Genomic DNA, 15,434 nt, shown 5'->3' with positions numbered 1-15,434 from the left:
CTTTTAAAAAAGGAATTATAAGTATGTATTACTCTTATTATCAATGTTGGATCCGTAAATCTATCACCTATTTCTTAATTACAAGTCTTGTAATGTCGAATATAGGCCAGGCCACGGCTATGGAAGACCCTCGTATTTTTAAAAGAGACCTTCCCGAAAAGCAGCAACATACTGAAGTAAGTGAAGAAAGTACAAACCGATCAGATTCTTGGAGATCTGGCTCATCTGATAAATTATTATGCAGCAGAAAGGAAAAAAGGTACTTCATTTCAGGCCATTTGGTTGATCCTTGTTTGCAAGGTATGCCCGAAGACATAATTTATAATATTTACCGTTTTCTCAATAAAAAAAGTCTACTAAAGATGCGGTCAGTTAATACCTGCTTTAAGCCTTTGGCAGAGAAAATACTTTCTTGGCGAACGTTAAAGGCTGACTTTAAAGGAGACATTGAGGAGCTTGATAAGATTTGGGAACAACATAAGTATGCCGTTTTAGCAAACAGCGCTGTTCTTATACAAAGGGTTTACCATAAAAAAGGGTCAATTTACCAAAGCAGCAGTGGAGAAATTGAATTAAAATCTATTTCTCAACGCGAAGGCTCAACTGCCTCTTTGGAAGATTTGATACCTCAAGTGGCTGAAGCTTTAAAAATCAACAATGATAAGGTATTCCCTTCCCCTCTGTCTCTTCCTCATTTTTATAAAGTTAAAGTAGAGGAGGCAGATGTAAAACTTAATGATCTCTATGAACTGGCTTGTAAAGGAGATATCAATGCTTATAAGGAACTTGACAGACAAGCCCTCTATAATGCTATAGCTGCAGGTTTACTTTTACGTTATCTCCAAACAGTGGGAAAGAATATATTGACCACTGGTTTAACACCTTTGGGCGCACGCCTTAACTATACTTATAAATGGCTTAGTGAATTAGAAAGTTTAGCCGAAAGCGGTCATCCATATGCACAAGATATTTTAGCAGTACTTTATGGTCCAGGGGGACTAATATCATCTAACACTAAAAAAAGTATCCATTATGCTCAACAAGCAGCAAAGCAAGGGCTTATAAGGGCCCAGGAGTATCTGACTTCTCTGCACTCTGAACCTTTTCCCCGAGAAACTGATTTCCATCTCTTTTTAGCATTTAAAAATGGATCCTTGTCTGCAGCTCACAAGCTAGCCTCCCATATTGTTAAATCTGATATAGAATTATCTTTAAAGATTTTAAAATATGCTGCTAGCTGTGGTGATAGGGATTCACTAGCAGCAATTGGTAGCTTATATTTAAAGAAAAATGATTCAATCAGAGCCTCTAAATATTTCCGTGCTCTTATTAAGGAACATCATATCTTAGGTTATTATCATCTTGGACTAAAATGGTATGGAAAACGGTCTAAAAAGAAAAAGGATAACGATAAACGCTTTTATCTTATAGAAGAGGCACTATATAAAGTTATTCGACATTTCCAAGCCACAAATAACTCAGATTTGATCAAAGCTGGCCCTGAGGAAGAGCTAATAAGTAAAGCTTATAATAAACTGCTAAAATTGTGGGCAATGAGGATCAATAGCGATCGCGTTCAAAGACATCCTTCAACGTGTATACCGCTGAAGATAAAACAGCTAGCTATTAAGTGGGATAGAACTTTTAACCTTTTTACTTGGCCAAAAAATGAAAAGAAGCATGCTAATACTATAGAATTATTTTTACTCTTAGCTGATCATATTATCACTCATAAAACCTCCAAGAGTGAAATTAAGCAACAGCTTTATTCGAGACTGCTATCTAAGATTTATATTGAATTATTTGATGTTTTCCAACAATCGCGCAATGTACCAGTTCGGTCTGTTGAGCTTCCCTTAGAGCAGCTTAAAGAGCTTTTATACAGTAATTTAAAAATTTTACAGAATTCGACACAGCAAACTGACAACAGGAAAAACTTCCTCTTATTAAAAGATCTCCAGAGATATCATAATATTATATTGCTAGGTAGCAAAGATGTTATTCCGGAAAACTGTCTTGCACTACATAAAGTTGATTATAGTGATACTTTTATTTTCCTCTATAAAAATATTATAGATAATAATAAGAATAATACGCTTAAATATAATCATTCATCAAAGGGATTAAAGAATATCATTGTAAAGTTCTGGGATGTCTTTTTATTACCTCCCCAATTCGCCTATTACCCTTATCATTTGAGCCAGCAACAAGAGTTTGAGAGAGTTTTGAAAGTGAATGAGAACTTTTATACGTTCTTTCAGAGCTTGCTTGACAAAGGAAAAAACTTAACTTACCAAATAATCTGAAGAAGCCAAAGTTTGCTTGGCGCCTTAGAAATATTATGCTCTACATCTCAAAAGAGATAACCAAAGAGCTCACAGAAAATAAAATCGAAACTGCAAATATACAAGAAAAATATACGAAATTTTCCAATTTAATTACTAGTGTCCTAAAGCTCCTTAAAAAAGAAGACATTAAATCTATTGCTAAAAAATACGAGAATAAGGATAACCAGTTTGGAGATATACTGCTTTGTGCATATTATGCTGCTAAGTCAAATAATAAGAAAGCATACGATTATGGTGAAAAAGCGATTAAAGAGGGAAGTTTTGATAACTTATTAGTCCTTTTAAATGCAAAGTGGATAAATCCTCCTTTTCGCAGCAAATTTCTTAATGAATTTGACGAGAAAGTAAGAGGTATGTTAAGTAAACAAGATTCTAGTGTGATAAGAGTTCCTACTCCTGAAAGCTTATCCTTTATGTCTAATGCTTATTACTTTGGTAATACAGTCTTCTTTGTAGATCATGTTAAAGCAGTGCACTGGTTCTTGTTAGCATTAGATTATAAGTCTGAGAGAGCACTCAACAGTTTGATTAATATTTTGGTAAGTGAGAGAGAACTAACATTACTATTAGAAAACAATGGCATTAAGCAATTCTTTGAGCTTCTTATAGCTAAAAATTTACGCTCGCGTCATGTGGCTGAATTGCACTTAGCTCGTATTCTAATTGAACAAGATAAGGAGCAAATTTGCCCAGATGCCTATATTTTGGTAAATTATTCTTTAAATAATGAAAAAATTGGCCATAAAAGTAGAAGAGGATACTTCTGGTCGAATATACCTGATAGAATCGAGCAATATACTTTTTCACAAAAAGAGCATGAGCTTCTTCAAGCAATAGAAAATGAGAGTAATAATTTATATGTTAGAGGCAGAGCTGCTTATGATCTTGCTTGTTTGCACATGTGGGGTGGGTACAAAAAGCAAGAAACACTTGAAAAAACTTTAAAGTATTTCAGTCTAGCTTTTAAAATGGGGATCTTTCAGAGTGCCTTTTTTCTTATAGTTATCCAGGGCCATCTTCAGAATTCTACCCTCCCCAAACAATTAAATAGTAACAAATTATGGTATACAAATAGCTTGAAGATAACTACTCGTCGTTTTTCAAGACAAGATTCTTTAATCTCTAAAAGAAATAAGCATCACAATGTAGCCTTTAATAAATTTGAAAAGCAAAATGTGACCCTTAGGAAACATTTCCCGAGAAGCAATCCTGGCAAACATTTAAATCCTTACATATTTGATATGTTTGGTGCAGGGTCGGATCAATTTCCGGGAAGAGGCATTAAAACTCTTCGTCAAAACGCATCTCACGACTTTCTTGCTAATTTTTTTCTAGAGAACAAGTATCCTGCATTCCAAGCTTTGCCCGAGAAAAAACTAAATGCATTACTCAAGCATAGACTTTATACGAAAGGAAGGCCTAAAATATCCATTATTGGTGGCGGACTGACAGGAATCATAACAGCGCTCCAAATTGCTAATCTCAAAGATAAACACAGAGAACCCTTATTTGATATCCATATCTTTGAAAAGCAGGCTCATTTGTTAAATGGTGCAAGTAAGGTGGTTTCTCGTCTTCATTTGGGAGGGGAATATCCTAAGGATGGCTTGACTGCTCAACAATGTTTGCTGAGTGCCATTTTATTCCGGCAGATGTTTCAAACGGAACTATTCCTAACATCACGAAAAGCAATTGATTTCCTAGTAGCGCGTGCAAGCCTTCACACTCCGCGTTCTAACCATCAATTAGAGTTTACAACTTTGATGCAGCAATATGAAGCGCTAAGAGATATTTATCAGAGATATTATGATGAACTTAAAACTCTGTGGGGTGAAGATACGGCCAATAGATTATTTGGAAAACCTGAAGAATTTTTTCGTATTCTTGAGAAGAAGGAGCTAGAGGCATTAGGAGTTGACCTCCATTTTGCCGGAGGATTACATACTCCAGAACGCGGTTTCCAACCCGTAGGCTTGGGAATAATGTTGGAGCATCTACTGAAACAGAGAAAAAATATTACTATTCATTGCTCATCCGGGATCCAACATATCCGGCCAATCAAAAAAGGATATCAGATGGAAATAGTTTCACCCACTGATCTACCCTCGACTTTTTACACGAGCTACATTATTAATGCTTCATGGTCAGGAGTCCCTCATATTAATTCACAAGTTAAAAAGAGCAGTCCAGAAAACCCCCAAAAAGATGTAGAGACAACCGTCTATCTTCGCAGTATTGCATTAGTCGACATCAGTGAATGTCGAATCCCACCCGATCGAAGCTTTTTTGGCCTAATAGGTGAACATGGCGGGATGCTTTCTTTCTTCAATGACAACGTCGCAAGTATTTTTGTACCTATAGACGGTCTATCTTATCAAGGAAGATATGATCTAAAGGAAGGTAGTCCCTTAACCAATTCTTTGCCCAGAAAGGCATGGGAGCATTATTATAAATTGTCAAACACTGCTATGGGAGATGAGGTTGCTCGGGAGATTCTTTGTAATGCTAAAGAAAAATATGCGTTTCTAGAGAAGGCTAAAGTCATTAGCCTTATCACGCAAACAACTCTTTCTCGGGACGAGGAGCTGCACCAGCGCCAATATGATAATGTTCGGTGGGTAGATACCTATAATAGATGCCTAGAAGCATACTCTCCTAAAGGAAGCTTCGCCATTTTCACCGCATTGCAAGTTCTGATAAAGCTTTTAGAAGTTCCTAAAATCTCCCGTCTTGCTCAGCCCTTAGACAAAGAGACTCAATTATTTTTAAGTCAATTTAAGGATAACATTAATCCAGGCGACAAAGATCAATCTTCTCTCAACACTGTTAAGCTTCCTTCTAGCCTCTGCTTAGTTAAAAACGATAGAGATCTACCCCCTGTTGCTGATTGGGTTCCTTTAGCTCATCTTTATGCTTTTAATAGAAGATTGCCTTTGAGACTTTTTGATTGTAATTCCACACAGATAAAAGCGCGGATGGAAATAGCAGAAAAGTTTAAAGTAATCCGTTGGTTAAATGTGATAGATTTGAAAGATAATATTTTATCACCTAGCTTAGGCGGAGCTCTATTAAAAGTTCTCAAGCAAGGAAATATCCAACATCTAAAACTCGGAAGGGTTGAAGTCTGCAAGAACAAAAACGAAAGTTCTTATAAGGGTCGTAAGATTAATGGCACTTTTCTCTATAATAAGGCAGAAATAGATTTAAGTATAAAAATACTTACTCAGGCTGCCTCACTAGACTCACTTGAGAGCTTGTACCTATATAATTGGGATTTGAGAGATGAGAGATTTTGTGAGCCTTTACTAAAACTGTGGACACGGCTAAAATCTTTCAGCCTTATAGGCGGCCTTATTTCAGCTACGGTTGCTAAAAAAGTTATAGTAAAAGGGAGCAAGCTGCAAGCACTGACTTTAGCCAACCTTACAGATTCTTCCATTCCTCTAGCCCTAATTAGTGATCGACTATATATTTTGTCTAATTTAGAAGAGCTCAATCTTGCGAACGTTCGTATGGAATCTAATTGTTTGGAAACGATGATCCGAAAGCAGTCTTCTTTAAAAAGATTATGCTTAAGAGGCCCCTATCCATATCTTCAATACACTAATAAAGCCGAACAATCTCATATCGATGAGCAATTAATGAGGTATGAAAATGTTGCTTCAGCAATTTCTAATGCAAAAAATCTTGAGTCTATAGATTTGAGAGGAAATATCGGATTAGAGTTAATACAGGATGCGCTAGAATATTACTTTCTAAAGAAACGAGAATATGCGCAACTGAAGGAGAAGTAGCTTACTTACTTTCCGGGAATTAATATAAAAGCAATTAAGGATTGCTCACAGATAGATGGCGGACATTATGGATGTCCGCTCCTTTTGACTGTTGATCATTCCTCAGAATTAACCGATTACCATCACCCAAGTTTCTTCGTTTGCCCGCGCAGAATGTAAAGTTTCCCGAGGAATAATGAGAAGGTCATTTTCCTTTAAAATAATTTCTTGCTGCTCAATAAAAAGTTGTAAGCAGCCTTTTAATACTATTATTGCTTTATCATACTCCGCGTGAGAATGCTGAGTAACCTCCCCCTGAACCTTCGAGATTTTTACATGGTTGTTATTAACTTTACCTAGTATAGTCGGTGATTCCTGTAAGAGAAACCCTGAAGGGTTCAAAGAGAATTTGCATAACATTTTTATTTCCTCCTGAAATTTCAACTGTAGGTTGATTATGATTATTTTTCAAAAACTTAAACTTGATAAAAGCAAGGAATAAAGGGACTAATATTGCGTGACGCATTAGCTAATTTATGGTAAATTTTGATTAAATAAATACCGCAATTAATACGCTATGCCAAAAAACAGATTCACGGTAGAATGTATGGCTAAAAAATCATAATAAGATAGCGGCTAAGTTCTAGTAACGCGTCTAGGAGAGTGGTTCTCCTACATTTGAAATAGGACAATATAAATGGTGCCAAACAAAGAATTTGAGACCCAGAATATAAAAGCGCTTGCCTATGCTTTAGGCTTGGGTGACAGACTAAAAGAGCTAAGTGATCCCTTACTGAAAACCTTTGGGTTAACAACATTTGGATATAAGAAAATTTTAAAAAATGGCCGATATCTTTTCATCTCTACTAACGATGCGTGGGTAGAATATCATTTAGAAAATATTCATACCCATGGGAGATTTTTCTGTAATGCCATGGGTAATACTCTCTCATCGGAGAACTTTTACCGTGTTTTATGGCCCCAAAAAGCTACAGATCACTTTTTAGAAGCTCTAAACAATTGGGGAATGTGGAATGGAATGAACTTTTATAGGAAACATGAAGATTCCATTGAGTTATGGACCTTCTCTACCAACCCTGATCGCTATCAAGATCCTAACGTTTATTTTACTATTTTACCATATATAGAGCGTTTTATTGCATATTTTAATGCTTCAGCTTTTGATATCATAAGTACTCCCGAAGAGAAGAATCTTGCTGTTTGCCAGGATACTCATCTTATATTTGAGCCCTCTTCTTATCATACCCTTGATCACTCTAGCTTGATTCACTTTTTGCAGCAGACTGAGATTAAGCAATTACCTATTCATGGAAAGTACGGAGTATGTTACCTCTCTAAACAAGAAAGCCGATGCCTAAAATTATTGAGCACCGGAAAAACAGCAAAAGAGATTGCAATTTTTCTAGGCCTTTCACCTAGAACAGTCGAGGGCTATCTAGATAATATGAAGACAAAGTTAGGACTTTCTTATCAATCAGAATTGATTGAGGCTCTAAATAGTACGCTAACTCTTATTGCTCATAAATAAAAGTTAGCTTTGGGGACTTTCCAGCCCCCTCTCAAGTTTATTCTTGAACCTCTTGGAATCGTCCAATAGAATCCCTGCTATTACGGTAAACCGCCTTTATGCTTATAAAGGAAATAATTGCTCCTATTGTAAGATAATAAGCGGGAACATAAGGATCCTCAGTTAACTTTAATCCATAAAATATAACTGTTGGTGCAGTACCACCGAAGATTGCCATAGCCACATTATTCGTAAAGGCGCATGAAGTATATCGGATCTCCGACGCAAAAATCTCAGCTAAGGCACTGGGAGTGGTACCTAAAAATTGACCTACTGCGAAGCACAAAATAATTTGAGAAAGCAGATACAGACTTATGTGTCCAAAGGTAGACAAATAAACGGAAATAAAACTAGAAAATATAATTAGGACAGATGCCCATAATAATATTTGTCTTCTACCGTACACATCTGAAAGCCACCCTGATAAGACAGTACTAAAACCAAGCACTACCATGCCTATCAAATTAATAGCAAAGCCATAATGATTGTATGATTGTAAATACTCGCGTACATAATTAACGAAGTAAACAGTAATGGTATACATTCCAATTGCTAGAACTGTTTGTAAGAGAATCATTCGAATTATTAAGGGTAGATTTGTAGAATACATCTGCTTAAAGGGAGAGGAAGAAAGTTGTTTTCTAGCCTTCACATAATCAAAATAGGAAGGATCAATGAGATTACGTCTCATATAAAGAGTACAAGCAAGGCCGAGGACACTTAGTAAAAATGGTAAGCGCCATACTCCTGCAAGAATTTGCTCGTTGGAGAACTGATGTATTAATAAGGTTACAACTGAGGCTAAAAGCATTCCTACTACTAAACTCAAAGCGGCAAAGCTACCGTATAAGCCCTTACGTTCATTAGGAGCAATCTCAACCATAAAGACCATTGTTCCGGCATATTCGCCCCCCATTGCTAAGCCCTGTATTATTCTGAGAGCAAATAGCATAAGTGGTGCCCACAACCCTATACTTTCATAAGTGGGTAGCAAACCAATTAAAGCAGTTGCAAAGAACATAAGATATACGGATAAAATTAAAGACTTTTTACGGCTAACTCTATCGCCCATATGACCAATCAATATCCCCCCTATAGGGCGTGCAATTACTCCAATTGCAAAGACGAGAAGAGAGAGGAGTAATGATGCAGTTTTATTGGTAGAAGGAAAGAATAGCTGAGCTATAATACTGGAAAAATATCCATATATCATAAAATCATACCACTCTATAATATTCCCCCCCATACAAGCTAATAAAGTTTTGTATGAAGGAGCGGAGCTATTATTACTTACCTGCATTAAAATTGTTCCTATTTTAGATGTTTTACCGTTCAATTTACGAGCAACAATAAGAAATAAATAATGTGAAAAATTAAGAAAATTTCTCCAACAAATTTAGTAACTTTTATTACTTAAGAGCAAGAAAATAGAAATAAATTTTCTTGGGTAAATTTTAGACAGGTGGTTTTTTAAGTTTTAGCATTTTTATTATTTACTTATAAATTGTCCACTCTCTAATAAATACTTTATTCCTAGTATAACATTGGGGTATTGGATATGCTTAATTTATTCTTATGTTATAACTGTTTTGCCATCAATGATATTAAAAGGCTTTAGATGAGACTAATATATCTATGCAACTTTTTAAAAGAGTACAAAATCTTCTCCCTTAAGCTACTTAAGATTTTCTTCGTACTATATCATATATGTATGCTATATGTATCTTATAAAACTGCGGTATATATTTCTAATTTTCCTTTAAAGACTCCTTCCCTACCTATACCTTAGAATATTATACATAACTATTCATAGGGGTGATTAACTGTTTATTGAACATAAAAATTGCCAGAAACTTTGATTAGACTTAGCATTTAAAAAATCAAGACCAGACCTTAAGTGCTTTGAAGCTTAAATTAGTATCGGTGGTCATCATTGGAATTATGAGTTCCATGTCTTTTTCAGCTAAAAGAAGAGAATTATAAAAAATAAACGCTTTAAACGCGTGATATTTGTTGATAGTCAACAAGGCAGAATAGAAAGGTCCTTAAACAATCTATGAGCAGCATTAAAAATTCTTAAGCTCTCCCTACTCAACTTTTTATTTCTGACGTCACTAATTTGAGCAAGATAAAGATTTATTAACTGCAAGCAATTTTAAGTATGCTAAATGGTGATGCCTTTTATTTCTTGGATGAGAAACTTCTACACCCACTATTAAGGGAAAATCTTAAGACTATCTTCGTAAACAATATATTTTCTGTAGCAATAATATTTGTACCTACAAGGGGTTTTTAATAATTTTTGCTATAATGTGCTAGCTTCTTAAATATTTTATCTTAAGATTAGTGATTTAATCCTTACTTTAATATCTATATTTTATAGCCATAAAATCAGGATCAGCATTAAAATTTCTTTTGAATTTCTTCTCTTCTCGCAAAATTTCATGCTTCTGCATTAATAATCTTATCTTTTTTCTCCTTCTTTCTTAAATTTGGTTAAATTTAGCTATATTATAGGTATATTATATGTATGTGATAAGTATGTTATTTGATTGGCCTACATATAATATAAATATTACTTATATATGGAATATAAAAACTATATGTATAATATATGTATGTTAAAAAATACAAATACATATAGTATATATATGCTTCACATATGAAATAAGTATTAAATACTTTTTTTCAACATTTTGATAATTATTAAAAAAATCGATTGTTTTTTAAAGATGAAGTTGGCAGCATAAAAATATATCTTACTTAATCTTAGTAGTTAGCTATAAGAGAAGGGAAGAAAGTGATGAATCTGTTAACAGGATTAAATAAAGATTAAATCCTATTAAGGAGACTATTGAGAAGTTTATTAAAACAGAAATGAAAAAACCCCCGTTCGTAGCAGGGGCTTCTATTAGAGTGTTTACGCGAGAAACGAAACACATATACTCATTATATTAACATTATCATTAGATTGTGATTAATGTCAAGTGATTCTATTTCTTGCGTAAATCTTAACGAATTAATTCGGAGGTTTATGCAATGTTTAATTTTATATTGTATTTGCATCTGATGCCCAAGGAGGAATCAGATGCCTGTCGCTAAAAAAGTCAATTCTATAATTGTGGTGCGTCCTGAAGTAGTGCGTCATTTTGGTGCGACAACTGCAGCATTTTTGAGTCAACTGAATTATTGGATTACAGTTACCCGTTCTGGCATTATTCACAATGGTAAGCGGTGGGTCTTTAATACAGCAGAACAATGGAGTAAGCAAATAGGCGTGTCAGATCGGCAAATTCGGCGCATTGTGGCCTCTCTGAGAGATGCGGGCGTTTTACTTGTCGCTAAGCTAGCTGACTATAAATCTAATCGGACTAATTATTATACTATTAACTATGAACGCTTGAATCAGTTATTTGAGCAGCTGAAAATTCCTCAGGATACGCTCTCAGTGTCCGTATGTACCAGACAAGATGTCCTAATGGTTAAAACAAAAAATACAAACAGAGATTGTAATATATCTGAAAAAGCAAATAAGAAGGAAAATTATGAGCCGCAAGAAGATAAGCAAGAGCTATCAATCTCACAATGTATACCCAGCAACGAAGTACCTGCAACAGAGAGTAATGCAAACATAGTACATGATATGGTGAATTATTGGAATGCCACATTTCCTAATAGCCAGACCGCCTTAAGACGTGACTTAGTACCTTTATTACTTTCGGCCTTAAAAAGGAAATTCAATTCAGAAATAATTAAATGGAAGCATTATTGTAAAGTTATTGCATCCAGTTCTTATATTACTAGCCAAAACTTTAAGTTATCTATCTATTGGGCCTTAAAGTACGGAATTATTGATAGGATAAATGCTGGAGAATTTGGAGTAAAGCCTTTGCCTTTCATTACAGATGAACAAGCACTCATGCGTGAAATGTATAAGGATATCTGCCAGCTATCTGAATCGGAGAAATGCAAAGAGGTACGCTTGAAATTACTTAAGGTATATGGCGTCTTTGCCTACAAGCATTGGTTTAAAACTTTAAAGTTTTTTGTATCTCAAGATAAAATCACGTATATAGCTCCTTCAAAGTTTCATGAAGATTTTATTGCGCGTGAGTATAGAGACATTCTTAATCAAATATAGATGATATAAATATAGAATATATATATTTAAATTCCAAATTTTACAATATAAAAGAGAGACAGATAGTGTGCCTTAGGAAGACAGAATGGATGACATTAATATTGTTCCATGTCCACCATATCATCTATAGAGAATAATAAGAATAACGGATAAAGATTGGAAGGTCCTGCACCGCGGTAATATATTAGCATGAAAAGGATACTTTCCTTAAGAACTCTATTAAGAAACTTTTGTCAGTGTGATGGTGAGCAGCCATTCTATTGAGATCATTTGATTTCACAAGCGAAGCGAAATCATATTTATTGTCGAGCTATCATAATCATTGCATTAGCTGCATTAGCTGCATTAGTTCGGACTTGAGCAGACACTGAACTTGAAAAGAGTGAGGTTAGCCGTTTTGATAGTTATGACGAATAAGTATCAAAAAAAGAAAGGATAACCTCGTATATCAATATAATGAAAAAATCATAAAAAACAAAGTAGGACTATTAAATTTAGCCGAAGAACTGGGAAATGTCTCAAAAGCCTGTAAGGTGATGGGCTTCTCGAGAGATACTTTTTATCGGTATAAGGCTGCGGTTGAAGAAGGGGGTGTTGATGCCTTGTTTGATAAAAGCCGACGCCAACCAAACTTTAAAAATCGCACAGATGAGTTAGTTGAGAAAGCTGTCATAGATCTTACCATAGAATTGCCTGCTTACGGCCAACTACGACCTAGTAATGAGTTGCGCAAGAGAGGCATATTCGTCTTCCCTAGTGGGGTTAGATGTATTTGGTTGAGAAATAGTCTGGCATGTTTAAAAGATCGGTTAAAAGTTCTAGAGCACAAGGCAGCTAATGGCAATCTCATTCTAACCGAGAGCCAATTAGCAGCTCTGGAGAGAAAAAAAGAGGATGATGTGTCCTGCGGCGAAATTGAGACCGCCCATCCAGGGTACCTAGGATCTCAGGATACATTCTACGTTGGCACTCTAAAAGGAGTTGATCGCACTTATCAGCAAACCTTTGTTGATACGTATTCCAAGATTGCTCATGCCAAGCTTTACACGATGAAAACACCTATTACTGCGGCTGATTTGCTTAATGATCGGGGTCTTCCCTTCTTTGAAGAATAGGGGTTAGGTGTATTGCGCATCTTGACAGATAGAGGAACAGAGTACTGTGGCAAGGTAGAACAGCATGATTATCACCTGTACTTGGCTGTGAATGATATAGAGCCTACCAAGACTAAAGCTAGGTCTCCTAAGACGAATGGGATTTGTGAACGGTTCCACCGGACTATCTTGAATGAGTTTTATCAGATCACATTTCGCAAGAAAATTTATACCTCTCTTGACGAATTGCAAAAAGATCTAGATGATTGGCTTCATTATTATAATAATCAACGACCTCATCAGGGTAAAATGTGCTGTGGGCGTACACCCATGCAAACTTTACTTGCTGTGAAAGCTATCTGGCAGGAAAAAGTTGATAGCCTCAACTTAATCTGACAGTAAAATAGACCTAGCTCCAAAATGGGTAACTGTTAGATCAAGTCTTAACTTTTACACATTAGCTTATTCTGCTACAAAGAAATCTTGTTTATAATAGTGATTTCCATTTTAAGAATCTTTGATTGAAAAGATCTTTCCTCGCCATAAAAATAAATCTAATATTGTTCAATCGTCCTATAATAAAGGAATCCTTTTTCTGAACACAGTATAGTAGTGATTGTTGTACATACTGATCGAAGGCAATTAAAAAAGTTTTGTTTATCAAAATTTTGAAATTTATTATCTCTCACTGTTTAAAAAAGCTATTTAAGTATTACTATTAGGATGATTTACTTAATATAATTTATAATATTTATTTTATATTATAACCCTTTTTTAAATTATAAAATCTGGACCTTCCCTTTTTAGTAGCGCTGGAAGGAGGGTGAATAAGGCAAAATTATTCCCCTTTTCTAAGAACTATTTAAAGAGTACATATTAAATGACTTGTAAATATTATCATTTTTAATTGCTATCTATACATGGTTAGAAACAATTTTCTAACTATTATAAACCTTAAAGGTTTCTTGTCGTAAAGAAGGGCGGTATATTATATGTATATGTTACATATAATATACATATAAGGTAATTGCTTTAAATTAGTCTTGTCAATCGCAGTTTTCCTTGATCATTATCTTAAACTGTCACGAGATTTTCTGGGATCATCTTAGAACGAAGAGCTATTATACGATATGTATACTATACATATCGTATACATATCATTTATAAGAGCTGCATAGTCAGACAGAGAAGAATAAGAATATATCAGTTTATAATAAATTATCAATAAAGCTAGCAGCCGCATGTTTAATGCAATGTCAGTGCTGCATTTCTCACATAAACATATCTCAGATCTCTGTGGGTATCGCATAGGTTTTTTGCTTCTAAATAATTTTCTCTTCGAGCTGAACCTACTTTAAATAACTTACCAGAATCTCATTCTCATACTTATATTTATCCTTAAGTTATACGACTATAATTTCAGAAAAATAAATTAGAGACGTATTCTTTTCTCAAACGCATCTAAAAAATTGTGATATCCAGAATTAGAATGCTATAGTGCAAAAGAGAGGATTACAGAATGCAATACTACGATACAGGGCCGACTCCCATACATTTATCAGCACTTTCAAAGTTTTCTTACGATATTATAATGAGAAGATTACGGGAAGCTAATGTTCTTCCTTTACCTAACTCTCCGAAAAAAATAGAAAGTATCCAGTTGAAGGGTGCAGAAAGATATTGAAAGAAATTTTTGCCTCCAAGCACCGTATTATTAGAAAAGTACATGCGTTCTATAATTTTAAAGGAGGAGTGGGTAAAACAACTCTTTCCTTTCAGATTGCTTCTCATTTATCAATTCTAGGCTTCAAGATTCTGCTTATTGATACTGACCCACAAGCAAATTTAACCAATTGTTTTGCCGTTACTCCTAATTTAAATGCCCCTACATTATATGATGTGCTTATAAAGGGGATACCTATTAAGCAGTCAATAATTACTATTTCTGAAGGGCTAGATTTTATACAGTCTAATATCTCTCTTACTCGTCTAGAAGCGGAATTAATACATCAAACAAGGAAGGAAGAGTTACTTAAGGACATATTAGACCAACTTTATGAAGAATATGACTTCATTATTATTGATGCTAATCCAAACATTAATCAAATAAACCGTAATGTTATAAATGCTGCACAGGTGATAAATATTGTTTGCGAGACTCAACCGTTCAGTATAATGGGATTATCATTACTTAATGAAGATATGAAAAGCTTTTTCTGGAAAATGAAAAAGGATGTTCCTCTGATTCATGTTATTCCTAATAAGTATGAAGATAGAGTATCCACTTCTTCAGAGGCTATGCATACTTTGAGAGAATACTTCTCTGAGTATCTAAAAAAAGATTTTGCAATAAGGAAATCTGAAGATTTTAACATCTCTGCAAAATCTGCACTGCCTCTTGCTTTTTTCTGTAAACAAAATTCGAACGCTTGGGAAGATATTGTAGAAATTATACATCATATAATTATGATCTCTGAGAATAAGTAGTTA

7 protein-coding genes and 1 pseudogene are annotated in these 15,434 nt (G+C 34.7%); 6 read left to right on the top strand and 2 right to left on the bottom strand.

Annotated elements, in window-relative coordinates:
* Window positions 1-23: 23 nt before the first annotated feature.
* The gene (locus tag HMO_RS0109625) at window positions 24-2,306 is read left to right on the top strand and encodes a tetratricopeptide repeat protein (RefSeq protein ID WP_139016867.1); all 2,283 of its coding nucleotides are present in this window, start codon (window positions 24-26) and stop codon (window positions 2,304-2,306) included.
* Window positions 2,307-2,341: 35 nt separating this feature from the next.
* Window positions 2,342-6,142 carry an FAD-dependent oxidoreductase gene (locus tag HMO_RS0109620; RefSeq protein ID WP_010302104.1) on the top strand — a complete coding sequence of 1,267 codons (3,801 nt, stop codon included), beginning with the start codon at window positions 2,342-2,344 and terminating at the stop codon, window positions 6,140-6,142.
* Window positions 6,143-6,250: 108 nt separating this feature from the next.
* On the opposite strand, the gene HMO_RS14635 is transcribed toward HMO_RS0109620, so the two are convergent.
* Window positions 6,251-6,541, bottom strand: a complete 291-nt coding sequence (locus HMO_RS14635; RefSeq protein ID WP_010302101.1) for a cupin domain-containing protein — start codon at window positions 6,539-6,541, stop codon at window positions 6,251-6,253.
* Between the two features lie 277 nt (window positions 6,542-6,818).
* Between HMO_RS14635 and HMO_RS0109610 the strand changes: the two genes are divergently transcribed.
* Window positions 6,819-7,670: a helix-turn-helix transcriptional regulator gene (locus HMO_RS0109610; RefSeq protein WP_010302098.1), complete on the top strand. Its 852-nt coding sequence runs from the start codon at window positions 6,819-6,821 to the stop codon at window positions 7,668-7,670.
* 37 nt (window positions 7,671-7,707) lie between these two features.
* Here HMO_RS0109610 and HMO_RS0109605 read toward each other — a convergent pair whose 3' ends face one another.
* Entirely contained in the window at window positions 7,708-9,009 is a 1,302-nt protein-coding gene (locus HMO_RS0109605; protein WP_010302096.1) for an MFS transporter, read from the bottom strand.
* Window positions 9,010-10,797: 1,788 nt separating this feature from the next.
* On the opposite strand from HMO_RS0109605, the gene HMO_RS15730 reads away from it, so the two are divergent.
* The 3 genes and pseudogenes from HMO_RS15730 to HMO_RS0109575 all read left to right on the top strand — a co-directional run bounded on the left by HMO_RS15730 (window position 10,798) and on the right by HMO_RS0109575 (window position 15,431).
* A complete protein-coding gene (locus tag HMO_RS15730) occupies window positions 10,798-11,850 on the top strand; it encodes a DnaA N-terminal domain-containing protein (protein WP_010302089.1) in 1,053 nt (350 codons plus the stop codon).
* Between the two features lie 419 nt (window positions 11,851-12,269).
* Window positions 12,270-13,340, top strand: a pseudogene (locus HMO_RS15270) (IS481 family transposase).
* A gap of 1,284 nt (window positions 13,341-14,624) precedes the next feature.
* Window positions 14,625-15,431, top strand: coding sequence for a ParA family protein (locus HMO_RS0109575; RefSeq protein WP_010302085.1), 807 nt, complete (start codon window positions 14,625-14,627; stop codon window positions 15,429-15,431).
* Window positions 15,432-15,434: the final 3 nt, after the last annotated feature.

The organism is Candidatus Odyssella thessalonicensis L13 (assembly GCF_000190415.1).
Classification (GTDB): Bacteria; Pseudomonadota; Alphaproteobacteria; order Paracaedibacterales; family Paracaedibacteraceae; genus Paracaedibacter; species Paracaedibacter thessalonicensis.
Note: the sequence above shows the minus strand (reverse complement) of the source record. Positions and strands in the feature narration are given on the sequence as shown.